Genomic DNA, 24,277 nt, shown 5'->3' on the forward strand with positions numbered 1-24,277 from the left:
CCGTCAGCGGCACGACGTCCTGTGCTTGAGGGACCCGCCCATCAGCGCCACGTGTTCCGTGGTGGTGGCCCGGCCGCGTACGACGGTGACGGTGACCCTACCGGCCGTCGGTTCCGTGAGGTCGAAGGCGTAGAGCTCGCGCCGGCCGTTCATGAAGGGCGGCAGGCGGCGGAACGTGAGGGGTTCGCCGTTGCACGTCACCGAGCGGACGGTCTCACGGTCCGCGCCGATCACATGGACCTCGGCGAACGAATAGGTACTGACCAGGGGAACCAGCGCGGGACGGGCCGAGAACGGCACGTCGCGGGGGTCGTGGACGCAGGACGTCGAGATGAACCCGCCCGACGTGGCGGCCGAACCGAAACAGAAACCCCCAGCGGCGGTCTCCCAGACGAACGTGGCGGCGGCGCGGCCGACGGCGGCCGTGTACATCCCGGTCGGGCCCGGAAGATCCGCCGTGGACAGGGAGGTCGTGAGGTTCGCCCTGGACGCGTCGACCACCTGGGTACGGCCGGGCGCGGAGGCGCGCGGCGAAGCCGCTCCCCAGGACGCTGCCTCGGCGGGCCGGCCGCCCCTCGCGGTGCAGGCGACCACCGACGGCAGCAGCGCCACACCGAGCACGGCACACACCAACGGCCTGTTCATGTTCCCCCCGCAGTCCCATGTCAGTGCGCGGAGGGTAGCGCGCGGGACCGCCCCATGTCAGCGGCCCCTGCCTCGGAGGAGCCGGGTCGTCAAGGCGGCACGAGTCCGGAACACCCGGCCTGGTGCGCACCCCTCCGGTCTGTCGCCCGGGGCGTCGAGTCGGCGCGCCGACCGCCGTCTACTTCCCGGAGAGTCCCAGGACGGTTCCGTCGTGCAGGTCCGAGAACCCCTGGGCGATGGTCGCGGCGGGAACCAGACACGCCTCGCGTGTGTCGGCCGCCGTGGGACCTGTCGCGCACCCCAGGTCCCGGTAACTCCGCACGGACGTAACGAGCTTGCGCGCCACTGCGTCGAGAGTGGCGAAGCCGTGACTCCCGTTGATCTCTCGCAGGGCCAACTCGGCGTCCACGGCGGTCGCGTCGGCCGCCGCACCGCACGTCGACGTGAGCACGAGGGACGAGGACGTCGAACACGGCGACCTGTCCCCGCTGCCGAACTTCTCCTCGTCCGCGCCGACCCGCTTGTCGACCGCCGCCCTGACCTTCTCGGCGAACAGCCCCTTGTCGGAGACCGGGTCACCGGACACCGCCGGGCTCGACACCCCCGAGACCGCCTCCGACGGCTTGCCGGAGGCTCCCGTCCCCCCGCCTTCGCCGCACCCCGTCGCGAGAACTCCCGCCAGACCCACCAGGACCGTTGCCCGCAGCGCGCGCGATGCCATTCGTACTCCTTCTCCCCGGTGCCGCGGCACCCTGTCCGCACGTCGGCGCAGCCTACCCACCCGGCCCCGACCGGCAGGCGGGGCCCGGACCCGTCGCGGAAATCGCTGTCGCTCCGGCCACCGAGCACCCACACTCCCCCCATGGCTGACATGGAGGCGTTCAGGGACGCGGTCATCGCGTGGGCGGCGGACAACGGCGGCGGCCGTTCCCCCGGCGCCGTGGATTCCGCGGGCCCCGCAGAGCGGGCACGCAGGCTCGCGGAGCTCCTGCCCGTCAGGGCCGCCGTCCTGCTGGAAGGGCCGAGCGACGCCGCCGCCGTCGGTGCGCTCGCCGCCGCCCGCGGGCGGGACCTCGCGGCCGAGGGGGTCTGCGTGCTGCCGATGGGCGGTGCGATGAGCGTCGGCCGCTTCGCGCGCGCTCTCGGCCCCGGCGGCCTGGACATCCGCATCGCAGGGCTTTGCGACGTGAACGAACTGCCCTTCTACGAGCGGGCCTTGACGACACCCGCCGGCGACGGGACGCCGCGCGCGGACATCTTCGTCTGCGCGGCCGACCTTGAGGACGAACTCGTTCGTGCGCTGGGTGTGGGGCGGGTGCGGGAGGTCGTCCGCGCGGCGGGCGACCTGCGCTCCCTCCAGACGTTCCTGTCGCAGCCCGCGCAGCGCGACCGACAGCCCGAGCAGCGGTTGCGGCGCTTCTTCGGCACGAAGAAGGGGCGCAAGATCCGCTACGGACGGCTCCTGGTCGAGGCGCTCGACGTCGAGCGCGTACCCGCTCCTCTCGACGCCCTGCTCACCAGCCTGTGACGCCGCACAGTCCCGAAAGGCCGGGCGGCACTCAACCGGGCGGCAGGCAAAGGGAGTTCGCCGCTCGCGCGCTGCGGATCGAACGTGTCCTGGGTGACGGGGTGTTCAGGGAGATCGGCCGGCCGCTGGCGGTGGCGGTGTGTCCGGCGCGGTCGTTGGTGGCGATCGCGGGAGTGGTCCGCATCGAGTCGCGGGACGGGTACGAGACGTTCCGCCCTCGGTGTCGTGTCGGCGTCTACGGGTTGGAGGATCTGCGCTGCCGACAGGTGATCAAGGCTGCCTACCGGGTGAACTCGATCGCTTTCCACCCGAGTCAGCCAATGCTCGCGATCGGAGGCGGGTACTACGACGGCGGCTTCTCCTTCCACGGGGAACTCCTCCTGGCCAACCTGGAGACGGGAGGCACCGTCTCCGCGCTCGACACGAGTGTCGAGGTGCGCACGGTGTCCTGGCGGCCGGATCGCGACGGTCGTGTGCTCGACATCGGGGTGTCCCCCACCTCGGACAACGAACTGGGCAGAGACGCCTTCGTCGCGGGATTCGACGGCATGGTGGAGCGTGCCGACTGGACGGCGGTGGGGCCGGGTTCGATCGGCCGGAAGGAGCTCGACGGCCCGCACCGCCCCAACGTCGGCCGCACCACGGAACGTTCGGCGCGCCGGGCGCTGCGCCGGCTGGCGCGGCAGGCAGGGCGCCGGTGGACGTACCGGGGTGCCGTCCAGGATCTGCGGATGCTGGGCGACGGGCGCTTCCTGGCCGCCGTCGACGGGGGCCTCCTCGAGGCGTGGGACACGGACGGCAATCCGCTGTGGTCCGTGCCGGGTCCGCGCGGCGGGGGTCGGCTCGTGCCGGAGCGGGGTGGTGACACGGTGTGGGCGCTGAGCCGTGCGTTCGGTCCGCCGGCCAGCGGCTCCGCCTGGCGGAACCAACTCCTGCGCTGTGTGCGGTACTCGGTGCACGACGGAACGCGATTGCGGCAGCGTTCCCTACAGGCTTCCGCCTACCTGGGCCGCGCGGCCGGTCTGGCCGCGCTGCTGCCCGCCGGGGCCGTCAGCCCCCCGCTGCTCATGGACACCGAGGAGGACGCGGGAGGCATCGGTGGGGCGCTTCCCCGGCCCGTTGAGCCCCGCGCGTCGTTCCCGGGCGCGCCGGCCCTCCTCCCCGTCCGGGGAGCCCGGGTCCCTTACGCACTGCTGCCCGCCACCGACCACGGTGCGAGCTCGCTGTCCGGCAGCTGGGTGGCCCGGGTGGACGTGGTCGCGGCGGCGAGCGGCTCGGACGCGGCGGTCGGCGACACGGCCGCCCCGGGTCCGGCCGACAGCGCCGGCCGGGCCGTGCTCCGCCGGTTGTTCCCGCTCCCCGTCGGCTCCTCGGCGCTGGGCCACCTCGGTCCACTGGCCGAGATCCTCGACGCGCGGGGGCCCGCGCTGCTGGTGACCTCCGAGCCTCCGCGACAGGACCGGACGGCCTGGCCCGTGGCGCGGTTCCGGCTGCCCGACGGCAGAGTGCTGTGGCGGACGGATCTGGGCGCCCGCCCCACCGCCCTGCTCCACCTGCCGTCCCGGAACCTGCTCTGCGTCGCCCTCTCCGACGACTCCCTGGCCGTCCTCGACGCCCGCGACGGCTCCCTCGGCCACCGGCAGCGGCTCGTGGTGGGCGGCCTGCCGACCACCGCGCACACCCTCACCGAGGCGGACGACGGTCGCCTTCTCGTGGGCACCGTCGACGGACGTGTCCTCGTGGTCCGTGTCGGCTGAACCCGGTCGCCTCCCCTCCCCCGGGCGCGCGCAGGCGGGCCGCCGTGACTCACGCCGCACCGCCGGAACGCCCGTGCGGCCGGGACCGGACGTCAGACTGGATCATGCGGGTCACGGTGGCCCGGCGTGACGGAGGTGTTCGGATGACCGACAGCGAAGAGCCTGTTCTCCTGCGTACGGCGGGGCGGGCCGCGCACATCGTCCTCAACCGGCCCAGGGCCCTCAACGCCCTCAACCACGCCATGGTGCGTCTTGTCGACGAGGCGCTCTCCGCCTGGGAGCGGGATCCCGCCGTCGAGACCGTCGTCATCACGGGAGCCGGTGAGCGCGGTCTGTGCGCGGGAGGTGACATCCGCGCCGTGCACGACGACGCCCGCGACGGGGACGGGACGGCCTCCGCCGCGTTCTGGTACGACGAATACAGGCTGAACGCGCGCATCGCCCGCTACCCGAAGCCGTACGTCGCCCTCATGGACGGGATCGTCATGGGCGGCGGGGTCGGGGTGTCCGCCCACGGGAGCGTGCGGATCGTCACCGAGCGGTCGCGGGTCGCCATGCCGGAGACGGGCATCGGGTTCGTGCCCGACGTGGGCGGGACGTATCTCCTCGGGCGTGCCCCGGGCGGGACGGGCACGCACCTCGCTCTCACCGGCGAGTACATCGGCGCTGACGCGGCTCTCGCCTGCGGACTCGCCGACCACTTCGTGCCGTCCCCGTCGCTTCCGGCCCTCCTGGACGACCTGGCGGCCCTGCCCGCCGCGGAGGCCGTCGCCCGGCACGAGCAGCCCGTACCGCGTACGGAGTGGACGGCACGGCGGGAGTGGATCGACGACTGCTACCGCGGCGCCACGGTCGAGGCGATCGTCGAACGGCTGGCCGCACGTCCGGAGCCCGCCGCGCGGGAAGCCGTGCGGACGCTGCTGTCCAAGTCGCCCACCGCGCTGAAGGTCACGCTCGCCTCGATGCGCCGCGTGCGCGATCTCGGCTCCCTGGAGCGGGTGTTGGAGCAGGAGTACCTCGTCTCCTGCGCGGCCCTGTCCACCGCGGACCTGGTGGAGGGCGTCCGCGCCCAGGTCATCGACAAGGACAGGCGGCCGAATTGGTCGCCTGCCACGCTGGGCGACGTGACCGAGAAGGACGTCGAGCGGTTCTTCGAACCGTCCGGAATGCGGGAGTTGAGGTTCTCGGCCGAGGACCGGCCCACCGCGACAGGGTAGTCGGCAAGCGCGCCGGTGGCCCGCGACGACCGCCGCGCGCACACGAGCGGCGTGGTCGTCGCGGGGTCCGCGCCCGTCAGGGGGCCGTCGGGGCGAAGACTCCCCGCCGGTCCTCGTGGCGGGCGAGTGCCTCAGGACGTCTTCGTGCTCCTGCGCCGGCGGGCCGCGAGAAGCATGCCGCCGCCCAGGACGGCCGCCGCGGTGGCCGTGCCCGCCACGAGGAGGGTGCCGTCGCTGCCGGTGCTCGCCAGGTTGCCGTTCGCCGTGGCGTCGCCCGGGTCCCCGCCGGTCGCGGCCGCGGTCGCCGTGGCGGTCGGGTTCGCACCCGACACGGGGCTCGCCGACGCCGCGCCGGGGCGGGCCGACGCCTGGGGGTGCGGGTCGTTGCCGCCGCCCGTGCCCGATCCGCCGCCCGCCGAGCCGCCGGACCCCGGACCGGAACCGCCGGAGTGGCCCGTGCCGGACGTGTCGCCGCCGGTCACGTCGACCTTCAGGTACGCGGTGTCGTTCGACGTGTTCTTGTCGTACGCCTCATGAGTGCCGTAGACCGAACTCGCCGTCACCGCGCCCTTCGTGTCCTTCGCGTCCTTGGCGAGCCTGAGCCGGAAGGTGTAGGCGAGCGACTGGCCGACCTCGATCAGGTTGTCGTCGTGCCAGCAGACGTACGTGCTGTGGCCGGGCTCGGAGGGGCCGGTGGGGGCGTCGATCCCGAACGGCGCGCATTCCTCGGGGACTTCGACGGCCGTGGTGCCCGGCGGGATGTGCACCAGCAGGCCGGGCTGCTCGTCGCTCTCCTCGTCGTGGATCCAGCCGGGGCCGTCGTTGCGCATCGTCGCGGTGACGTTCACGTAGCCGCCCGGACTGCCCTTGGCGCTGTCGCCGGTCGCCACGAGATCCGCCGAGCTGTCCGCCGTCAGCGCCAGGCGCCGGTAGCTGTCGTCGAACCCGTCGTCGCCCGGGGCCTGGCCCGTGGGACCCGTCCCGTACTCGACGACCTCCATCAGTGCCTTCGGCAGCGCCTTGAACCGCACGGGCGTGGTGACGGACTGCCCCGGCGCGACGACGACGTCCAGCTTGCACAGCGCTTGGGCCACCTGGTCGGCGTCGGTCGAGTACGCGCAGCCGTCGGCGGCGGCCGGGAAGGCCAGCCCCCGGGTCAGGCGGACCTGGAAGACGACACCGTTCGCGGCGGCCGTGCCGTTGTTGGTGATGGTGACCGGCTGGTCGTACACCGAGCCCGGTGCGGGGGACGCGGCCGGAAGCGACGAGATCTCCAGGGAGGGGGCGGGGACAGCCTCGTCGGCGGCCGCCGACGAGGCGGCGACAGCGGGGAGACCGGCGCCCATCAGCGAGACTGCGGCGATCGATACGGCGTGACGAAGTGGGGCGCGCACGACGGGATTCCTCCGTTGGAACGTGGAACGTGGAACAACGAACAGGGAGCTCGAAGCCGGCAACGGCGACACGGCCGGCGCCCGGCGGCGCCGGAAGCCGTCCGTCCGGCCATGTACGGGACTCCCGGCGGCAACCGAAGGTTGTACCGGTGTTCGCGAGGAGGGTGATCAGCGTGCGGCGCGGCGGAGTTCGGTCCGGGCGGGCCGCGGAGCGCACCGCGTTCAGGGCGCTCCGGTGAGGACACGCCTGGCCGGGTCCGCGGTCCACTCCTCCAACGAACCGTCGTAGAGCGCGAGTTCGCCCACTCCGGCAAGGGTCAGCGCCAGGGCGCCCAGCGAGGCCGAGATGCCGCCGCCGCAGTAGAGGATCACCGGACCTTCGCGCCGTGCGGGCAACCGGTCCGCGTAGGCGGCCAGTTCGGGGTCGGTGCGGATCGTGCCGGCCGGGCCGAGGACCGGCTGCGCGGGAAGGCTGACGCTCCCGGGGATGCGGCCCCGCCTGCTGTAACGGGTGGGTGTGGTGCCCTCGAAGTGCTCGGCGCTCAGGGCGCACACGAGGGTGCCGGGGGCCAGGCCCTCACTGACGGCGGCCACTTGGTCCTTGTCCGCCCAGAGGGAGGGGCGGGTCGCGTCGCCGGCCGCCGCGCGCGGGAACGCTTCGGGCCGCTCCGGGGAGTGCGGTGCGGCGGCGTGCGTCTCGGCATCCGCCGGTGACCTGGACGGCGTCGACTCCGCTTCCGGGTCCGGGTGTTGGGACCTGACCGGCTGCCCCGCCCGCGTCCAGGCGGGGAGTCCGCCGTCCAGTACGCGGGCCCGGACGCCCGCGTCGCGCAGCGTCCACCACAGGCGCGCGGCCCACTGGAGGGGTCCCCGGTCGTACAGCACGACCTCGGTGTCCTCGGTGGCGCCGAGCTCGGCCAGTTCCCGCCGCACGCCTTCCCGCGAGGGGTGCGTGAAGTGGCAGTGGGCGGCCGGATCGGTGAAGCGGGTGAGGAGGTCGACGTGCCGCGAGCCGGGGATGCCGGCCGCCGCCCACCCGGCGGCACCGGAGGCGGCACGGTAGTCGCCGTCGTGCTCCGGCGACGCCAGGGAGACCGTCGTGTCCAGCAGCAGGACCCCCTGACCGCCGGCGGTTCGCTCCGCGTCGGACCGGGCGAGCAGGGCGCGCAGCCCGGGGACGTCGATCAGTACGTCCTCGCGAGCGGCCCGAGCGGGGCCACCGGCCCGCGACGTGGGCGAGGCAACGGGAGTGCGGGAAGCGGCGGGCGAGCCGGGTGCGCCGGATGTCATGCGGCCGGCCTCCAATTCGTGTGCGGGTGGTGCGCGGTGCCTGGTCCGGGGTGCGCGCGGCGGTGGCCGTCCGGGACCGCGCCCCGCGGACCCCACCGCGTCGCCAGCGTATACGCAGGTATACGCATCCTGTAATCTTCCCTCGATACGTATACGCTTGCGCGGACACGTCCGGGCCAGGGGAAAGGACCACGCCATGCCGAGACGCACTCCGTCCGCGCCGGACCCCGAGCCGGCGGCGCCGCCCGCCGAGCAGGTCCCCTACGGGTCCGAGCTGTACTGGCGAGTGCGGCGCGATGTCATGGACGGCCGGTTCCCGCCCGGTTCACCGCTGCTGGAAACGACGTTGAGCAGCGACTACGGCGTCTCCCGGACCCCGATGCGGGAAGCCCTCGGCCTGCTGGAGCACGACGGGCTGCTGGAGCGCGCGCCGCGCGGTTTCCGGGTGCGGTCGGGGACCGCCGAGGACGTGGTGGAGATCTACGAGGCGCGCATCGCGCTGGAGTCGGAGGCCGCCGCGTCCGCGGCCCTGCGGGCCACCGAGCTGGACCTGGCCCGGCTGCGGCACCAACATGAGGTAATCCTCGCGGCCGGGGACGAGGGTTCCGCCGCCCGGACCGCCAGCTTCCGGTTCCACGAGTTGCTGTGGCAGGCCGCGCACAACGCGACGATCACCGACCTGCTCGTGAAACTGACCGCGCGGCTGCGCATCTACGACAGCGGGCCGCCGTCCCCCTTCGGCGGGGTCGACCCGTTGCAGGAGGAGCACCAGCTCATCCTGGGCGCCCTGCACGACCACGCGCCCGACCGGGCCCGCGACGCCGCCCGCGCCCACCTGCGGCGCAGCCTGGAGCAGCGGATCAACACGCTGGTGGGCGACGACGGCCCGCCGCCCTGACGGACCGCCCGGAGGCGGGCGATCCGGCGCCGACGGTCGCGGGGCCTCCGTATCGCCGTTCGGACGGTCCGTTGACCGGATTCGAACGACTGTTAGGATCACCGCCATTCGTCGCAACTTGTCCTGACAAGAACACAAATGACGGCATCGGGAACGGCCGACACCCGCCCGGCCCGATGCCCGCACCACCCCACCAGACCCACCCCACCAGAACGACCGCCCCAGAACGACCGCCCCAGAACGACCGCGCCAGGCCGACCGGAAAGGAGCCACGAGTGCCCACGGATCTCCGCAGCGGGCCGTCGCTCCGCCGCGCCGCCGCGACCACCGGCACCGGCCGTCCCACCGGTCAGGACCGCCGGCTCACCCTGCGCCGCCACGTCGACCTCGGGCGCTGCTCCAGCTCCGTCTGTACCGTCGGCTGACGTCCGCCGCCCCGGACGGCCCGTCGCACCGTGACCGGTGCGCGCCGCCCGCACCCGCGGCCCCGGACACTCCTCCCGGCCACCCTCCGCGCTGCCGGTGCCCGGCCCCTGCCCCTGCCCCTGCCCCGCACACGGGGGCGGCAGCTCACCTGTCCGGCACCGCACCGGCGACCGCCCTCGGCGCGGCCGGCCCCCGCGCCCCACCTCCCGTCCCCGCATGCCCTACCGATCCGGAGCCGTCGTGTCCCACATCCGCGTCATGCTCGACTACTTCCACCCCTGGCCCAACTCCGCCGGTTTCTTCGTCGCGCGGGACAGGGGCTGGTACAGCGAGGCGGGGCTCGACGTCGAGTTGAGCGTGCAGGACCCGGGCCGCGGCGACACCCTGGAGTATCTGGCGCGCCGCCAGGCCGACTTCGGGATGTTCCCGCCCAACCGGCTGCTGGTACGGCGGGCGCAGGGGCAGCCGCTGATCGGGACGGCCGCGGTCAACCACCGTGCGCTGGAAGCCGTTCAGACGATCACCGGCCGCGGCATCGAGCGTCCCCGGGACCTCGCGGGCAAGCGGGTCGCGTACAACCCGACACCGCGCGGCCGGGCCATGGTGCGGCACCTCGTCGCGGCGGACGGCGGCGACCCGGACGCCGTGGTCACCGTGGACGCCGGTTATCGCGAGCTGACCGTGGACGACCTGGAGGCCGGTGAGGCGGACGCGACGTTCGGCGTGTACTGGTCGTGGGACGCGCTGCGCGGCGACCTGCCCGAGGACCGGCGGATCACCTGGCCCGTGGACGAGATCGGGGCCCCGCGCTACCACAGCTATCTGCTGGGCGCCCACGAGGAGACCGTCCGCTCCGACCCGGAGGAGGTACGCCGCTTCCTGGCCGCCACGGAACGCGGCTTCCGCACCGCGCAGGCCGAACGGACGTACACGCTCGACCTGTTGGAGCGGGTGATCCCGTACTTCACCCGCCCGCTGATAGCCCGCTCCCTCGACCTGGTGGCTCCCACCTGGACGGACCCGCTGGGCAGGTGGGGTGTGATCGCCGAGGACCGCACGGGGCCGTACGCGGACTGGCTGGCCGAGCACGGGGTGCTGCCCCGGGCGGACGGCTGGCGCGACGCGTACACGACGGACCTGCTCGCGGAACCGCCCGCCGGACGCTCCGGTGTCCTCGCCGACGCCGGGCGCGGTGCGGCGGCCGGGGGGCGTGAGGGGAGCGGCGCGTGAGCGTGCTCCCACCGGCCCGGGATGCCGTCGCGGGCGGGCGGCCGAGGGACGCCCTGCCCTGTCCGGGCCCCCGTCCCGCCGCGCCCACCGGGCACGCGCACCGGGCCTCCGCGCCCGCCAAGACGCCCCTGCCTCCGCCCCGTACCGGCCCGTCGCCGTCCGCCAGAAGAAACGAGCTCCTCCCGTGAACCCGTTCCGCCCCCGCTCGCGCGCCCTGCGCCGCACGTCCCGTCTCGCCCTCGCGCTCGCCGCCGCGGGCACGCTGCTCGCCGCCACCGGGTGCTCCTCCGGCTCCGGAGGTTCGGACTCCGACGCGAAGGGGCTGAAGACAGTGACCCTCGCCCTGGACTGGACGCCGAACACCAACCACACCGGCATCTACGTGGCACAGCAGCTCGGCTGGTTCAAGAAGGCCGGGATCAACCTGAAGATCGTGCCGTATGGTTCGACCGCGCCCGAGACGCTGATCGCCAACCACAAGGCGGACTTCGGCATCTCGTACCAGGAGGGTGTCACCACCGCGCGTGCGGCGGGCCAGGACATCACGTCCGTCTTCGCGGTGACCCAGAAGACCGACGTGACCATCGCGGTCTCCGCGAAGCGCGACGACATCACCTCGCCCGAGGACCTGGACGGCAAGACGTACGCCGGGTTCGGGGCGCCGTATGAGAAGCCGTTGCTCCAGTCCGTCATCAAGAACGCTGGCGGCAAGGGCACGTTCAAGACCGTCACCCTCAACACCTCGGCCTACGCCGCGCTCTACGCGGGCAAGGCGGACTTCGCGATGCCGATGCCGACGTGGGAGGGGCTGGAGGCGAAGCTCACGGGCAAGCCGCTGAAGGACTTCCAGCTCTCCGACTACGGCTTCCCCGAGATCTACTCCACGCTGGTCGCGTCCTCCGACCAGTACCTCAAGGGGAACAGCGCCACGGCGAAGAAGTTCCTGTCGGTCGTCCAGCGCGGCTACACCTACGCCGCCGACCACCCGGCGAAGGCCGCGGACCTGCTGATCGACGCGAACAAGAGCGTGCTCACCAACACCGAACTGGTCAAGGAGAGCGAGCAGATGCTCGCCGACTCCTACTACCGGGCCGCCGACGGCTCCATCGGCACGCAGTCGGCCGCACGCTGGAAGGCGTTCGCCGACTTCGAGTACCGGGCAGGTCTGCTGAGCGACGCCGACGGCAAGAAGCTGACGTCCGCGCCCGACACCTCGACGTTCTTCACGGACGCGTACCTGCCGGGGCAGAAGTGACCGGGCCGGCCCTCACCGAGGCGACGCCGGAGACGGCCCCCGCCGCGGAGGCGGACGACCGCTCCGGCACCCGGCAGGCACGGGCCGCCGGACGCGGTCGCGGGACGCGCCGCGCCGTGTCGCTCGCACTGCCCCCGGTACTGGTGGTCGCCGTGCTGCTCGCGGTGTGGCAGACGTACACCAGTGCCGCGCACGTCGACCCCACGACGCTGCCCTCGCCGTGGCGGGTGCTCGTGCAGGGGTGGCAGAACCGGCGGGACCTGTGGAACAGCACCCTGCCCACCCTCCAGGAGACGGCCGCCGGGTTCGGCATGTCGTTCGTCGCGGCCTGGCTGGTGGCGGTGCTGCTCGACTTCTCCGCGATCGCCCGGCGCAGCCTCTACCCCTTGCTGGTCGCCTCGCAGACGATCCCGATCGTGGCCGTCGCGCCGCTGCTCATCATCTGGTTCGGGTTCGGCCTGTTCCCGAAGATGCTCGTCGTCACCCTCGCCACGTTCTTCCCGCTCACCGCGAACCTGGCGGCCGGCTTCGCCTCCGCCGACCGCGAGGCCATGCGACTGCTGCGCTCGCTGGGCGCGGGACGGTTGCGCGCGTTCCGCATGGTGCGGGTCCCGAGCGCGATGCCGTACTTCTTCGCCGGGCTGCGCGTGAGCATCACGTACGCGGTGGTGGGGGCGGTGTTCGCCGAGTACGCGGGGGCCGAGAGCGGCCTCGGCATCTACATGCAGGCGCAGAAGAGCGCCTTCCGCACCGACCTCGTCTTCGCCGCGGTGGCGGTGACCGCCGTGCTGAGCATCGCCCTGTTCGGGGCGACGTACCTGCTCCAGCGGCTGCTCCTGCCCTGGGAGCGCGCGAACCACCGGGAGGACCACTCGTGAGCAGCCCCAGCATCCACGACCGGCACCGCACCCCGGCGACCGCCGACCCCCTGCTGCTCGTCCGGAGCGTGCGCAAGTCCTACGGCGGCCTCCAGGTGCTGCGGGACCTCGACATCTCCGTCGCGCCCGGCGAGTTCGCCGCCGTGATCGGGCCGAGCGGCAGCGGCAAGAGCACCCTCTTCAACCTGGTGTCCGGGCTCGAACAGCCCACCGGCGGCGAGGTGCTGGTAGCCGGAGAGCCGCCGCGCACCCGGTCCGGACGCGTCGCCTACATGCCGCAGAAGGACCTGCTCTTCCCCTGGCGCACCGTGCTCGCGAACACCGCGCTCGGTCTGGAGGCGCAGGGCGTGCGGCGGGCGGAGGCACGCCGCCGGGCCGCCGCGCTGTTCGAGGCGTTCGGGCTGGACGGCTTCCAGGACAGCTACCCGTCCCAGCTCAGCGGCGGCATGCGCCAGCGTGCGGCACTGCTGCGCACGGTGGTCCTCGAACGGCAACTGCTGCTCCTGGACGAGCCGTTCGGGGCGCTCGACTCCCTGACGCGGTCCGACATGCAGCGCTGGCTCGCGGAGATGTGGCAGCGCTACCGCTGGACGGTGGTGCTGGTCACGCACGACATCCGGGAGGCCGTGCTGCTGGCCGACACGGTGCACGTGCTGTCGCCGCGGCCGGCGACCGTGACGGCCCGCATCGAGGTCCCGCGCCCGGGAGCGGCCGGGGCGGACGCAGGCGGCGGCAGGACGCTCGACCCGGTCACGGCGGCCGCGGTGGAACAGCGGGTGCTGAACGCGCTCGGCGGACACGGGAGTTCGGAACGATGAGCGCACACCACGCGGACGGCACGGACGTGCCCCTGGCGACGCACGGTCTCGGCTACGAGCGCGTCGAGCCGGACTGGGCCCGGCTGACGGCCGAGGAGGTGGCAGACGTCCTCGGCGGTCCCGTGCGGCTGCGCTGGCACAGTCCGCGACCGCTGTCCGCCGCGGCCGTCGTCGAGCACGACGGCCGGACGGTCTTCCTCAAGCGGCACCACGTGAGCGTACGGACGCTCGACGGCCTCGCGGAGGAGCACGCCTTCGCCCGGCATCTGCGCTCGCGCGGCGCCCCCGTCGTGGAGGTGCTCGGCGCGGAGGCGCGCGGCGAGTGGACGTACGAGGTGCACACGGTGGGCACCGGCTCCGACCTCTACCAGGACGCCCTGTCGTGGACGCCGTTCGCGTCGGACGAGCACGCGCACGAGGCGGGAGCCGCGCTGGCCCGGCTGCATCTGGCGGCGGCCGGGCACGACGCTCCCCCACGTCAACCGCAGCCGCTGGTCGCGTCGTTCGGTGTGTTCGCCGCCGCCGACCCGGTCGCGGCGCTGCGGACGTACACGGCGGCGCGCCCCGCCCTGGCCGAGGCACTGCGCGAACTCCCCGTCGCGGCGGACATGGAGCGGCTGCACCTTCCGCTGCACGCCGAACTGGCGCCGCTGCTGCCGCACTTGGCACCGCTGTGGACGCACAACGACTGGCACGCGTCCAACCTGCTGTGGGACACCTCCGGCGGCACGCCACGGCCGGGTGCCGCACCGCGGCGTGCCCGTGTGGCCACCGTGCTCGACTTCGGGCTGTCCGACCGCACCACCGCCGTGCACGACCTGGCGGTCGCCCTGGAGCGCAACATGTTCGGCTGGCTGGACCTGCCGACCGGGCACGTGCCCGTGCAGTACGGGCACATCGAGTCCCTGCTGCGCGGCTACACCGCCGTGCGCCCGCTCACGGAGCCGGAGGCCGAGGCGCTGCCGTCGCTGCTTCCGCTGGTCAACGCCGAGTACGCGCTGTCGGAGATGGACTACTTCCACGGTGTCACCCGCTCTCCCGCGAACACGGCGCTGGCGCGGGCGTACTTCACCGAGCACACGCGGTGGTTCGCGTCGGCGGCCGGCACCTCCGTCGTCCACCGGCTGCGTGATGTCTGCCGGTCGCTGACGGGCCGTCACGCGGTGTGACGGCGGGCGGGTCCGCGCCACGCGCGGACGTGTGCCGGGGATCGGACAGGCCGGGACATATGCTCCGGTTGGCCCGTCGCCGAACGGCCGAAAGGACGGTTCATGGACCTGGGCGTCGACGATGTCGCGCAACGCGCCTCCACGGGCGACCTGCCCGTCGAGGAGCACGTGACGTCCCTCGTGGCGGCGGCACACGCGCGGGAGCGCGACAACACGCGGGGCGTGGTGGCCGACTACATCCCGGTGCTCGCCGAGGCCGATCCGGACGCGTTCGGGGTGGCGGTGGTCGAGGTCGGCGGGAGCGCGCACGGCGCGGGCGACGTGCACCGGCGGTTCTCGGTCCAGTCGATCTCGAAGGCGTTCGTGTACGCCCTCGTGCGGGAGGAACTCGGTCACGCGCTGGCCCTCGAAGAGGTGGGGGTGAACAGCACCGGCCTGCCCTTCGACTCGGTCACGGCGATCGAGCTGAACGACGGCCACCCGATGAACCCCATGGTGAACGCGGGCGCCCTCGCGACCACCGCGCTGGTGCCGGGCTCCGGCGCCGAGGAGCAGTGGGCGTTCGTCGCACGGGGGCTGTCGCGGTTCGCCGGGCGCACGCTGGAGCTCGACCCGGTCGTGCACGCCTCGGAGGCGGCGACGAACCGCCGCAACCGTGCCATCGCGCAACTCCTGGAGAGCTACGGGCGCATCGACCGCAGGCCGGCGGACGTCGTCGACGTGTACACGCGCCAGTGCTCCCTGCTGGTGGACGCGCACGATCTCGCGGTGATGGGGGCGACCCTCGCCGACGGCGGCGTCAACCCCGTCACCGGGGAACGGGTGGTGTCGGCGGCGGTGTGCCGCGACACGCTCGCGGTCCTCGCCGCGAACGGCCTCTACGAGCGATCCGGTGAGTGGCTCTTCGAGATCGGGCTGCCGGGCAAGTCCGGGGTGTCCGGCGGGATCGTGACCGTCTCCCCCGGCAAGGCGGGCATCGGGACGTACTCGCCGCCGCTGGACAGGGCGGGCAACAGTGTCCGCGGGCAGCGTGCCACGGCCTTCCTGTCCCGCAGCCTCGGGCTGAACATCTTCGCGTCGGCCGTCCACACGCCCGCCGCGCGCGGGGCGGTGTGAGCGGGGCCCTCACGCGTCGCCGGTCCCCGGCCGGCCCGCCCGGCCGGGCCGGAGCGGAACGGCCGGTGCCGGCCGGGGAGGGGCGAGGGCGTGCCGCCGACGGGGGTGCGCCGCGCCCCTGTCAGGCCGCGGCGACGGAGTGCGCGGTGCGCCCGCCGAGCACGGTCGAGAACACGTCGGTGACCTGGGCGAGCGCCTCGGCCGCGCCCGGGGCGACGGTGAGGGTGCCGTCCTGGTCGACCACGATGTCCTTGTCGAGGGTGAACCAGCCGGGCACGATGTGCGCGGCGCCCATGGAGCTGAGCACCGGGCGCAGCGCGTAGTCGATGGCCAGCACATGGGCGGTGCTTCCGCCGGTGGCGAGCGGCAGCACCGTCTTGCCCGCCAGCGCGAACTGCGGCAGCAGGTCGAGCAGTGACTTCAGCAGGCCGGAGTAGGCGGCCTTGTAGACCGGGGTGCCGATCACCACGCCGTCCGCCTGCTCGACGAGGGCGGCGGCGCGGACGATCGCGGGGTGCCCGAAGTCGGCGCCCAGCAGCGCCTCGGCGGGCAGCGTACGGACGTCCAGGGCGATCACCTCGTGTCCCTGCTCGACGAGGCGGGTGTCCAGGTGTCGCAGCAGGCGGGCGGTACGGGACGTGGCGGACGGGCTTCCGGAGACGGACAGAACGGTTGCCATGACGAGGACCCTCCGAGGTCGGGGCGGCGGAAGACGGGACGGTCGCGCTGCGCGGTCGGTGGCCGCCCGGAGGTGCGGGCGGCCCGGGACATCGCGAACGGCGGCGCTTGCAGGGGGTGTTCAGGTGTTCAGGTGTTCAGGTGTTCACCAGGCGCTCGACTCCACCGCGACCAGCGGCACGAGGTCCTCGCGGAGCGTCTCCAGGAAGGTCACCGTCTCGGCGGCGACCGAGCGGTGCTGGAGGTCGTTGAGGACGTCATGGTGGGCACCGCGCACGACCGCGAGCCGGGTGCGGCCCCACGTCTTCGCCGCGTGGCGGAGGGTGTCGGGGTCGGCGAGGGGGTCGGCGTCACCGGTCAACAGCAGTGCGGGCAAGGGGAGTTCGGCGCCGTAGGCGGCGTCGAGGAGGGCGCCGGGGACCGCGTCGTCGAGGCTGCCGCGCCGCACCCCGGCGTCGTCGGTGAGGGTGCCTCGGTGCGCGGGGCAGGACGTGCGGACGTCGAGTTCGTCGTCCCAACCGCGTTTGCGGGACGCCGTCTCGCCGGGGAGGCCGGCGAGCACGACGCCGTCCGGCCGCAGCGCGCCGAGGAGTTCGGGCCGGCCGAGCAGTGCCGCGAGGGCGAGGGCACCCGTGTCGGCGCCGATCAGGACCACGGGACGTACCGCGTCGGCCCCATCCTCGGCGGCCGTGCCCCCGACGGCCGCGGTGAGAGCGGCGGCCAGGGCGGAGAGCGAGCCGGGCAGGTCCGCGGGGTCGAGGTCCGGGGTGTCGGTGACGCGCACCCGGTAGGCGTCCGCCGCCAGGCGCCTGCCGAGGCGGCCGTAGGTCGCCCGGGTCTCGCCGCGGCCGGGCACCACGACGATCGTGCCGCGGGTACGCAGCCCGGTGGGCCCGTGGTGGTCGGTGTACTCGGTCATGTCACACTCCTGCGGGTTCGGGCGTCGCCCGGCGGGCGGGCTGCCAGCCCAGGGCGGGTGCCACCTCGGTCGCGATCAGTTCCAGCGCGCGGATCGCGGCGTCGTGGTCGGGGACCGCGGGGTTGAACTGGGTGATGAGGTCGGTGGCGACGGGGAGCACCTTCTCCTTCCGGAGAGCGGCGACGATCTCCTCGGGCGCCCCGTGGAAGGCGTGGAAGCGGCGCAGCGCCTCGTCCTGTCCCAGCCCCTCGGGGAACGCGCCGCCGCGGACCATGCGCAGTGCGGCGCGGTGGACGTCGTCGCCGATCTGGCTGAGCGCGGTGCGCCGGTCCTTGGCGGGGAACACGAACCGGGACAGCCCGACGCGGGGCCTGCGCGGTCGGTCCCAGGCGGCCAAGTAGGCGTCCGCCCATGGTCGTTGGACCTCGTCGGTGGGTTCGTCGTAGCCGTAGGCGGCTCTGTTGAGGAGCAGGTTCGAACCGCCGGCCGCGGCGTAGGCGGCGCCAGGTCCGCTGAAGACGCCCTGCCAGATCCGGTCGGTGAAGTCGCCCGCCGCGGGCTGGATGCGGAACCCGGCGGTGCCCACCTCCTCGTTGGCGAGGGCCTGCCGGACGATTGCCAGGTTCTCGCTGGTGAGTTCGCGCTTGCGGTGGGCGTCCCGGCCGAAGGCCGCGTACTCCAGGGCGCTGGAGCCGCTGCCGACGCCGAGTTCGACGCGGCCGCCGCTGAGGGTGTCGACGGCGGCGACGTCCTCGGCCAGCCGGACCGGGTCCTCCAGCGGGAGGACGGTGATCGCGGTGCCGAGGCGGATGCGGGTGGTGCGGGCCGCGGCGTGGGCGAGGAAGGTCCACGGGGACGACAGGCCGCCGCCTCCGCCGGGTTCGTGGTGCTGGGCGACCCAGCCGATGTCGAAGCCCAACTCGTCGGCCACGACGAAGAGTTCCTGGGCGTTGCGGTACGTGCGGGCCCAGTCGCCGGCACGGTTCTGGACGTGGGTGAGGAAGCCGAGCCGCAGGGTCGGTGTCCCGGGGACGGTCACGGGGTCGCCGCCTTTCCTGTCAGGTCCGCCGTGCGGGGTTCGCGGATTTCGGTCCGGCGGGGCGAGAGCACGGTGGCCCGGCGTCCGGCGGGGGCGGTGCCGGCGCGGTGTCCGAGCACCTTGTCGAGGACCTCGGCGGCGCCGCCGGACGGGAGCCCGGTGCCGCGCCACGCGACGTGCTGGTCGGGACGGACGAGCACGTAGGGGGTGCCGTAGACCGCGCGGGCGGCCGGGTCGGCGAGGTGGACGACGGTGAGCGGCAGCCCGCGGGCCACGGCCTCGTCCGCGAACTCCCCCTCCACGGTTGGCGGATTGGGCTCACCGTGGACCGCGCGGTCCTCGGGACCGCCGGCCAGGACGAGCAGCGCGAAGGCGGACCCGATGCGGTCGTGCAGGGTCAGCCCGTACGGGTCCACGACCCCGTCCGGCGCGCGGTGGCCGGGGCGCGGGTCGTCCTCGTAGACCTCCGGCCGCCAGGGCCGTTCGGAGTCCGGCTGGCCGGGCTCGTACCAGACGACGTCGGACGCGTCGTACCGCTCGTCGAAGGTGACGCCCGGACTGGGCCGCTGGTCGCGGCGCAGCCGTTCGGCGATCTCGGCACGGCGCAGTTCCGCGGCGGCGGAGAGGTCGGCGTCGTCGGGGATGCCGCCCTGCCGGATCTCGGCGACGGCGGTGCGTGAGCGGCGGGCGCGGTCCAGCGCGTGGGCGGCGACCCGGTGGTTGTGCGGGCGCCGTTCCTGGTCGTAGGAGTCGAGGAGGGTGTGCGGGGCGTGGCCCGCGAGGACGGCGGCCAGTTTCCAGCCGAGGTTGACCACGTCGCCGATGCCCTCGCCGAGGTTGCCGCCGGGGGTGCGCACGTGGGCGGCGTCCCCGGCGAGCAGGACCCGGCCGCGGCGGAAGGTCTCCGCGATGCGGGTGGCCTCGTAGAAGGTGGTCGCGGAGGCGAGTTCCAGGTCGAGGTCCGTGCCGAAGGCGGCGCGGGCGACGGTGAGCAGCTCGTCCTCGGTGGGTTCGTGGTCGAGCGGGTAGGGGCCGGCGTAGACCCGCCACTCGCGGGTGCTGACCGCGGCGAGGAAGCCGGAGGCCCCGTGGTTGAGGACGATGTTGGTGGCGGACGGGGCGGGGCCGAGGCTCGGCGGGAGGTCGCCGGTGCGGACGATGAGACGTACGCGCTTCTCCGTCGCGTACGCGCCCTCGCGGGCGATGCCGGCGAGGCGGCGGGTGGTGCTCGGGCCGCCGTCGGCGGCGACGACCCAGGACGCGCGGATCGTGCGGGGCACACCGTCCGCGTCGTCACCCGCGGGGGCGACGCCGACGTCCACGCCGTCCTCGTCCTGGGTGAGGGAGCGCAGCTCCCAGCCTCCCGAAACGGGGACTCCCCGCTCGCGGAGGCGTTCGAGGAAGACGTGCTGGAACACGGTCTGCGGCCGGCGCAGCGCCTCCACGGAGGTGGTCGCTGCGTGGCCGCCCGGCGCGGAGAACGCCGGTACGGGTGCGGCCACCAGTTCGTGCCCGGCGAGCGAGGTGACGAGCCGGATGCCGCGGTTCCACTCCGGCGGGCTGGTCCAGCCCGCGCGGACCTGCTGGAGCAGTCCCCAGCGGCGCAGGTGTTCGACGACGCGGGGGGTGTGTCCCATGGCGCCGGCCCGGACCAGGGTCGCCTCGCGGGCCCGGTCCACGACGGCGACGCGGACACCGCGGCCGGTGAGTTCGACCGCCGCCGCGAGGCCGACCGGTCCGGCGCCGACGATCAGTACGTCGACGGCGGCGGGGGGTGGGTCGGCGGGAAAGGGAACGCGGTGCACGTCCCGGCCGCCGGTTGCGGAGAGTTCACTCATGGTCGGGGCCCCTCAGGCTTCCGCGAGACCGCGGGCGGCGGTGTGCCGGTTGGCGGGGACCGGCAGCCCGAGGTTGCCGCGCAGGGTGTCGGCCGCGTACTCGGTGCGGAACAGGCCGCGCTTCTGGAGCAGCGGGACCACGCCGTCGACGAAGAGGGCCAGGTCCTCCTCGGTGCGGAAGGCGAGGTTGATCCCGTCCAGGGTGCCCGCCGCGAACCAGGTCTCGATGGCGTCGGCGACGGTCTCCGGGGCGCCGACGAACGGGGACCGCCGGAACTCCGATGCTGTTTCCGCCACTTGACGCAGCGTCAGGTTGCCCTCGCGCACCCGCTCGCGCAGCTTCGTGGCGCCCGTCCGGCCACCCTTCTCGGCGAGGTGGAAGATGTCGGGGAAGGGGGCGTCCAGGTCGTGGCCGCTGAAGTCGTAGGCGCCGAAGCCCCGGCCGAGCAGCGCCAGGTTGCGTTCGAGGTCGTTGTCCTCCTCGAAGATCTCGCGCTCGCGGCGGCGGGCCTCCTCGTCGGTCGCGGCGACGACGGGACCGCCGTGGATGAAGATCTTGATGTGCTCGGGGTCGCGCCCGTGGGCGGCCGTGCGGCGCTTGATGTCGGAGTAGTACTCCTGGGCCTGTTCGAGGGAACCGCCGGGCGCGTAGATGCCCTCCGCGACCCGGGCGGCCAGGTCGCGGCCCTCCTCGGAGACACCCGCCTGGAAGATGACCGGCTGGCCCTGCGGGGAGCGCGACAGGTTGAGCGGGCCGGCCACCTTGAAGTGCTCGCCCTCGTGGCCGAGTTCGTGCAGCTTCGACGGGTCGAGGAAGACGTTGCGCGCCACGTCCGCCGGGAAGGCGTCGTCCTCGTAGGAGTCCCACAGGCCGCGGGCGACCTCAACGAACTCCAGGGCCCGGCCGTACCGGGTCGTGTAGTCGAGGTGTTCGTCGAACCCGAAGTTGCGGGAGGTGCCGGTGTCGAAGCTGGTGACGACGTTCCAGCCGGCCCGGCCGCCGCTGATGTGGTCGAGCGAGGCGAACCGGCGGGCGAGGTTGAACGGCGAGTTGTACGTCGAACTGGCCGTGCCGACGAGGCCGATGTTCCGGGTGTGGGTGGCGACGGCGGACAACAGGGTCAGCGGTTCCAGGCGGTTGAGGTAGTGCGCCGGGTAGGTGGCGTTGATGAACTGGCTGTCGACGATGAACAGGGCGTCGAACAGCGCGTGTTCGGCCGCCTGCGCCAGCCGTATGTAGTAGTTGATGTCGATGCTGGAGTCGTTGGCGACCCTCTGGTCCTTCCACAGGCCGTGCTGGCCGGGGCCGCCGACGCCGTAGGGGTGCAGGGCGAGGTGCAGGGTGCGGGACATGTCTCTTCCTTGTCTGGTGGGTGCTCGGCGGAGGTGTGCGAGGCAGGCCGGGGCGGCCCGGCGGACGGCCGGGGCGGGCCGGGCACGTGCGAGCGGTGGGTGACGGGTCGGGTGTTCCGGGCCGGACGTGTTCGGGTCAGGCGTGCAACAGGGCGCGCAGCGCCTCGCGTTCGGCCCGGTCGGCGGGTGCGTCGCCGCGCAGGGTGGGCGCGGAGCTGAGCAGCAGCCGGGTGTAGGGGTGGGTGGGTGCGTTGACGACGTCGCGGACCGGGCCGGTCTCGACGAGTTCGCCGCGGTACAGCACGGCGACACGGTCGGCGATGCCGGCGACGGATCCGAGGTCGTGGGAGATGAAGACGAGGGCCGTGCCGGAGTCGCGCAGTTCCTTGAGGATCTCCAGCACCTGGACCCGGTTCGCGGAGTCGAGGGCGCTGACCGGTTCGTCGAGGATGACCAGCCGCGGTTCGGTGACCAACGCCCTTGCCACGGCGACGCGTTGGCGCTGGCCGCCGGATATCTCGCCGGGGAGCCGGTCGAGGAGTTCCTCGTCCAGGCGGACCCGGTCGAGCAGCGTGCGCACCCGGTCCGCCGCCTCGTCTGTGCCGACGCCCCGCACGAGGAGCGGTTCCGTGAGGGACGCCTTGACGGTGAGGTCGGGGTCGAGGCTGCGCAGCGGGTCCTGGAAGACGTACTGGACGACGCCCCGGCGCCGCAGGTCGCGCCACTGGCGCCTGCTGTGTCCGGCGACCTCCTCGCCGTCCACGACGATCGAGCCGGCCGACGGACGCACGAGGCCGAGGACGGCGCGGGCCAGGGTGGTCTTGCCGGAGCCGGTCTCGCCGATGATGCCGACGGTCTCGCCGGGCACGACGCTCAGGCCGACACCGTGCAGGGCGCGGCGGCGCCTGCGGCGTGCCCCGTAGTCGACGTCGAGGTCCCTGACTTCCAGGACGGGACGGACTTTTCCTTGGGTACCGCTCACGACTGCCGCTCCCCCTTCGGTTCGAGGAACTTCTCCAGGCCGTACTGCTCGTGCTCGGCGATGAGCAGCTTGGTGTACTCGTGACGCGGGTCGTCGAGCACCGACGCGGTGGGCCCGTGCTCCACGACCTCCCCCTCGCGCATGACGAGCACCTCGTCGCAGAGCTGCGCGACGAGCGCCAGGTCGTGGGAGACGACGACGAGGGCCAGGCCCTCCCGTTCGCGCAGGTCGGCGAGGAGGTCGACGATCTCCGCCTGGACGGTGACGTCGAGTGCGGTGGTGGCCTCGTCGGCGATGAGGACACGCGGTCCGGCGGCGATCGCGGCGGCGATCAGGACGCGCTGGAGCATGCCGCCGGACAGTTCGTGGGTGTACTGCCCGTGGACGAGTTCGGGGTCGCGCAGGTGCATGGCCCGCAGCAGTTCGAGGGCGCGTGCCCGTGCCTCGCGGCGCCCGAGTCCCTTCTTGACGCGGACGACCTCGGCGATCTGCGCGCCGACCCGGATCGACGGGTTGAGGTAGGAGGCCGGGTCCTGGAAGACGGCGCTGAGGGTCGAGCCGCGCAGGGCCGTCCACTCGCGCGGGGTCAGGCCGGTGATGTCGGTGCCGTCGATCTCGACGACGCCGCCGCTGACCTCGAAGTGCGGCGGCAGGATGCCGAGGGCCGCGCGGCAGGTGAGGGTCTTGCCGCTGCCGGACTCCCCCACGATCCCGACGGTCCTTCCGGGGGTGAGGTCGAAGCTCACCCCGTGCACGATCTCCCGTCCGGCGGCCCGGTCGGAGACGCGGACGTCGCGCAGGGAGAGCACCGGGGCGGGCTGTTCCGCGTGCTCGGGCGACTCGCGCGTCGGCGCCCCGGTGCCGGGCGCGGGAGCGGCGGACTTGGGGGCGGGAGCGGACGCGGGGGCGGGTGCCACCGTCGGCGTGGACGCCGACCGCTTCTGGGACAGGGTGGTCATCGCACTCCTCCTGTGGTGACGGGTTCGGCCCGGCCCTCTCGTCGTGCGCGGGCCCTTCGTTGGTTCACCAGCGCGCGGCCCGCCTCGCCGGACACGTCGCGGATCGCGTCGGCGAGCAGGTTGCAGGCCCAGACCGTCACCATGATCAGCACGGCCGGCACGACCGGCGCCCACGGCGCCTGGGTGAGGTAGCCGAGGTCGGAGGCGAGCAGGCCGCCCCAGGTGGGTGCGGGCGGCTGCACCCCGATACCGAGGAACGTCAGGCTGGAGACGATGACGAATCCGACCCCGACGGTCTGCGCGAGGGCGACCGCGAGGGGCGGCAGCACCTTGTTCCACACGTGGCGGCGCACGATCCAGCCGACGGAGGCGCCCGAGACGAGCGCGGCCTCCACGTAGGGCGAGCGGGCCACGGCGAGGGTCGCCGCGCGGGACACGCGGTAGAAGAGCGGCGACACCAGGACCCCGGTGACCAGCATCGCCTGGTTGAGCCCGTTGCCGAGCAGGGAGACGACGGCGACGGCGAACAGCAGGAACGGCAGGGCCACCAGGGTGTCGGCCAGCCGCAGCGTGACCCACTCGAAGACCCGGCCCAGGTAGACGGAGAGGATGCCGGGGAGCACACCGACGACGAGTGCCGTCAGCGCGACCTCCAGTGCTCCGAACACGCTGACGCGGGAACCGTCGAGGAGCCTGCTGAGCACGTCGCGGCCGAGGTAGTCGGTGCCCAGCCAGTGCTCGCCCGACACGGCGGCCAGGGTGTGGTCGCTCGTGGCCAGCGGGTCCTGCGGGGCCAGTACGGGTCCGAGGAGCGCGAGCAGGGCGATCACCGTAAGGACGACGACGGCGATCCGGCCGGTGCCGAGCGAGAGAACGCGGCGCACCATG

Annotated in this window: 23 protein-coding genes; 11 read left to right on the plus strand and 12 right to left on the minus strand. The window is 73.6% G+C overall.

The window, feature by feature from the left end:
* Positions 1–3: 3 nt before the first annotated feature.
* Both ACFZA0_RS07545 and ACFZA0_RS07550 read right to left on the minus strand, forming a co-directional pair.
* Complete coding sequence (locus ACFZA0_RS07545) at positions 4–645, minus strand: hypothetical protein (RefSeq protein ID WP_391012869.1); 642 nt, start codon at positions 643–645, stop codon at positions 4–6.
* Positions 646–823: 178 nt separating this feature from the next.
* A complete protein-coding gene (locus ACFZA0_RS07550) occupies positions 824–1,366 on the minus strand; it encodes a hypothetical protein (protein WP_391012871.1) in 543 nt (180 codons plus the stop codon).
* 141 nt (positions 1,367–1,507) lie between these two features.
* Here ACFZA0_RS07550 and ACFZA0_RS07555 point away from each other — a divergent pair, with 141 nt between their 5' ends.
* The 3 genes from ACFZA0_RS07555 to ACFZA0_RS07565 all read left to right on the plus strand — a co-directional run bounded on the left by ACFZA0_RS07555 (position 1,508) and on the right by ACFZA0_RS07565 (position 5,147).
* On the plus strand, positions 1,508–2,173 hold the full coding sequence (locus tag ACFZA0_RS07555; RefSeq protein ID WP_391012874.1) for a TOPRIM nucleotidyl transferase/hydrolase domain-containing protein: 666 nt from the start codon (positions 1,508–1,510) through the stop codon (positions 2,171–2,173).
* Between the two features lie 320 nt (positions 2,174–2,493).
* Positions 2,494–3,930, plus strand: a complete 1,437-nt coding sequence (locus tag ACFZA0_RS07560; RefSeq protein ID WP_391012877.1) for a PQQ-binding-like beta-propeller repeat protein — start codon at positions 2,494–2,496, stop codon at positions 3,928–3,930.
* 143 nt (positions 3,931–4,073) lie between these two features.
* Complete coding sequence (locus tag ACFZA0_RS07565; RefSeq protein WP_391012880.1) at positions 4,074–5,147, plus strand: 3-hydroxyisobutyryl-CoA hydrolase; 1,074 nt, start codon at positions 4,074–4,076, stop codon at positions 5,145–5,147.
* A 131-nt stretch (positions 5,148–5,278) separates the two neighbouring features.
* Here the strand turns inward: ACFZA0_RS07565 and ACFZA0_RS07570 are convergent, their stop codons facing one another.
* Both ACFZA0_RS07570 and ACFZA0_RS07575 read right to left on the minus strand, forming a co-directional pair.
* Positions 5,279–6,541 carry a hypothetical protein gene (locus ACFZA0_RS07570; RefSeq protein ID WP_391012883.1) on the minus strand — a complete coding sequence of 421 codons (1,263 nt, stop codon included), beginning with the start codon at positions 6,539–6,541 and terminating at the stop codon, positions 5,279–5,281.
* A 222-nt stretch (positions 6,542–6,763) separates the two neighbouring features.
* Positions 6,764–7,831: a rhodanese-like domain-containing protein gene (locus ACFZA0_RS07575; protein ID WP_391012886.1), complete on the minus strand. Its 1,068-nt coding sequence runs from the start codon at positions 7,829–7,831 to the stop codon at positions 6,764–6,766.
* 196 nt (positions 7,832–8,027) lie between these two features.
* Here ACFZA0_RS07575 and ACFZA0_RS07580 point away from each other — a divergent pair, with 196 nt between their 5' ends.
* From ACFZA0_RS07580 to glsA, 8 genes are all read left to right on the plus strand, one after another.
* Positions 8,028–8,729, plus strand: a complete 702-nt coding sequence (locus ACFZA0_RS07580) for an FCD domain-containing protein (RefSeq protein WP_391012889.1) — start codon at positions 8,028–8,030, stop codon at positions 8,727–8,729.
* Positions 8,730–9,004: 275 nt separating this feature from the next.
* Positions 9,005–9,154: a hypothetical protein gene (locus ACFZA0_RS07585; RefSeq protein ID WP_391012892.1), complete on the plus strand. Its 150-nt coding sequence runs from the start codon at positions 9,005–9,007 to the stop codon at positions 9,152–9,154.
* A gap of 217 nt (positions 9,155–9,371) precedes the next feature.
* Entirely contained in the window at positions 9,372–10,385 is a 1,014-nt protein-coding gene (locus tag ACFZA0_RS07590; protein WP_391012895.1) for an ABC transporter substrate-binding protein, read from the plus strand.
* Positions 10,386–10,569: 184 nt separating this feature from the next.
* Positions 10,570–11,640 (plus strand): ABC transporter substrate-binding protein, encoded by a 1,071-nt coding sequence (locus ACFZA0_RS07595; RefSeq protein ID WP_391012899.1) that lies wholly within the window; start codon positions 10,570–10,572, stop codon positions 11,638–11,640.
* Complete coding sequence (locus ACFZA0_RS07600) at positions 11,637–12,518, plus strand: ABC transporter permease subunit (protein ID WP_391012901.1); 882 nt, start codon at positions 11,637–11,639, stop codon at positions 12,516–12,518. Before ACFZA0_RS07595 ends, ACFZA0_RS07600 begins: the two co-directional genes overlap by 4 nt.
* On the plus strand, positions 12,515–13,336 hold the full coding sequence (locus ACFZA0_RS07605) for an ATP-binding cassette domain-containing protein (protein ID WP_391012904.1): 822 nt from the start codon (positions 12,515–12,517) through the stop codon (positions 13,334–13,336). The genes ACFZA0_RS07600 and ACFZA0_RS07605 overlap by 4 nt, the downstream gene beginning before the upstream one ends.
* A complete protein-coding gene (locus ACFZA0_RS07610) occupies positions 13,333–14,505 on the plus strand; it encodes a phosphotransferase (RefSeq protein WP_391012907.1) in 1,173 nt (390 codons plus the stop codon). Before ACFZA0_RS07605 ends, ACFZA0_RS07610 begins: the two co-directional genes overlap by 4 nt.
* 102 nt (positions 14,506–14,607) lie before the next feature.
* Entirely contained in the window at positions 14,608–15,621 is a 1,014-nt protein-coding gene (gene glsA, locus ACFZA0_RS07615; RefSeq protein ID WP_391012909.1) for a glutaminase A, read from the plus strand.
* Positions 15,622–15,742: 121 nt separating this feature from the next.
* Here the strand turns inward: glsA and ssuE are convergent, their stop codons facing one another.
* From ssuE to ACFZA0_RS07655, 8 genes are all read right to left on the minus strand, one after another.
* Positions 15,743–16,300, minus strand: coding sequence for an NADPH-dependent FMN reductase (ssuE, locus tag ACFZA0_RS07620; protein ID WP_391012912.1), 558 nt, complete (start codon positions 16,298–16,300; stop codon positions 15,743–15,745).
* 144 nt (positions 16,301–16,444) lie between these two features.
* The gene (locus tag ACFZA0_RS07625) at positions 16,445–17,218 is read right to left on the minus strand and encodes an alpha/beta hydrolase (protein ID WP_391012915.1); all 774 of its coding nucleotides are present in this window, start codon (positions 17,216–17,218) and stop codon (positions 16,445–16,447) included.
* A gap of 1 nt (position 17,219) precedes the next feature.
* A complete protein-coding gene (locus ACFZA0_RS07630; protein ID WP_391012918.1) occupies positions 17,220–18,257 on the minus strand; it encodes an LLM class flavin-dependent oxidoreductase in 1,038 nt (345 codons plus the stop codon).
* Positions 18,254–20,095: an FAD-dependent oxidoreductase gene (locus tag ACFZA0_RS07635; RefSeq protein ID WP_391012921.1), complete on the minus strand. Its 1,842-nt coding sequence runs from the start codon at positions 20,093–20,095 to the stop codon at positions 18,254–18,256. The genes ACFZA0_RS07630 and ACFZA0_RS07635 overlap by 4 nt, the downstream gene beginning before the upstream one ends.
* Before the next feature lie 12 nt (positions 20,096–20,107).
* Positions 20,108–21,448, minus strand: coding sequence for an NtaA/DmoA family FMN-dependent monooxygenase (locus tag ACFZA0_RS07640; RefSeq protein ID WP_391012924.1), 1,341 nt, complete (start codon positions 21,446–21,448; stop codon positions 20,108–20,110).
* Between the two features lie 136 nt (positions 21,449–21,584).
* Positions 21,585–22,430: an ATP-binding cassette domain-containing protein gene (locus ACFZA0_RS07645; RefSeq protein WP_391012927.1), complete on the minus strand. Its 846-nt coding sequence runs from the start codon at positions 22,428–22,430 to the stop codon at positions 21,585–21,587.
* Complete coding sequence (locus ACFZA0_RS07650; RefSeq protein ID WP_391012930.1) at positions 22,427–23,389, minus strand: ATP-binding cassette domain-containing protein; 963 nt, start codon at positions 23,387–23,389, stop codon at positions 22,427–22,429. Before ACFZA0_RS07650 ends, ACFZA0_RS07645 begins: the two co-directional genes overlap by 4 nt.
* Complete coding sequence (locus ACFZA0_RS07655; protein WP_391012933.1) at positions 23,386–24,276, minus strand: ABC transporter permease subunit; 891 nt, start codon at positions 24,274–24,276, stop codon at positions 23,386–23,388. The genes ACFZA0_RS07650 and ACFZA0_RS07655 overlap by 4 nt, the downstream gene beginning before the upstream one ends.
* Position 24,277: the final 1 nt, after the last annotated feature.

Origin of the sequence: Streptomyces sp. NPDC008150, assembly GCF_042956945.1 — a bacterium.
Lineage (GTDB): Bacteria > Actinomycetota > Actinomycetes > Streptomycetales > Streptomycetaceae > Streptomyces.

Coding starts and splice junctions, on each gene's coding strand:
- ACFZA0_RS07545 (WP_391012869.1), bottom strand. CDS start 645: ATGAACAGGCCGTTGGTGTGTGCCGTGCTCGGTGTGGCGCTGCTGCCG.
- ACFZA0_RS07550 (WP_391012871.1), bottom strand. CDS start 1,366: ATGGCATCGCGCGCGCTGCGGGCAACGGTCCTGGTGGGTCTGGCGGGA.
- ACFZA0_RS07555 (WP_391012874.1), top strand. CDS start 1,508: ATGGCTGACATGGAGGCGTTCAGGGACGCGGTCATCGCGTGGGCGGCG.
- ACFZA0_RS07560 (WP_391012877.1), top strand. CDS start 2,494: ATGCTCGCGATCGGAGGCGGGTACTACGACGGCGGCTTCTCCTTCCAC.
- ACFZA0_RS07565 (WP_391012880.1), top strand. CDS start 4,074: ATGACCGACAGCGAAGAGCCTGTTCTCCTGCGTACGGCGGGGCGGGCC.
- ACFZA0_RS07575 (WP_391012886.1), bottom strand. CDS start 7,831: ATGACATCCGGCGCACCCGGCTCGCCCGCCGCTTCCCGCACTCCCGTT.
- ACFZA0_RS07580 (WP_391012889.1), top strand. CDS start 8,028: ATGCCGAGACGCACTCCGTCCGCGCCGGACCCCGAGCCGGCGGCGCCG.
- ACFZA0_RS07590 (WP_391012895.1), top strand. CDS start 9,372: ATGCCCTACCGATCCGGAGCCGTCGTGTCCCACATCCGCGTCATGCTC.
- ACFZA0_RS07610 (WP_391012907.1), top strand. CDS start 13,333: ATGAGCGCACACCACGCGGACGGCACGGACGTGCCCCTGGCGACGCAC.
- glsA (WP_391012909.1), top strand. CDS start 14,608: ATGGACCTGGGCGTCGACGATGTCGCGCAACGCGCCTCCACGGGCGAC.
- ssuE (WP_391012912.1), bottom strand. CDS start 16,300: ATGGCAACCGTTCTGTCCGTCTCCGGAAGCCCGTCCGCCACGTCCCGT.
- ACFZA0_RS07625 (WP_391012915.1), bottom strand. CDS start 17,218: ATGACCGAGTACACCGACCACCACGGGCCCACCGGGCTGCGTACCCGC.
- ACFZA0_RS07635 (WP_391012921.1), bottom strand. CDS start 20,095: ATGAGTGAACTCTCCGCAACCGGCGGCCGGGACGTGCACCGCGTTCCC.
- ACFZA0_RS07640 (WP_391012924.1), bottom strand. CDS start 21,448: ATGTCCCGCACCCTGCACCTCGCCCTGCACCCCTACGGCGTCGGCGGC.
- ACFZA0_RS07650 (WP_391012930.1), bottom strand. CDS start 23,389: ATGACCACCCTGTCCCAGAAGCGGTCGGCGTCCACGCCGACGGTGGCA.
- ACFZA0_RS07655 (WP_391012933.1), bottom strand. CDS start 24,276: ATGGTGCGCCGCGTTCTCTCGCTCGGCACCGGCCGGATCGCCGTCGTC.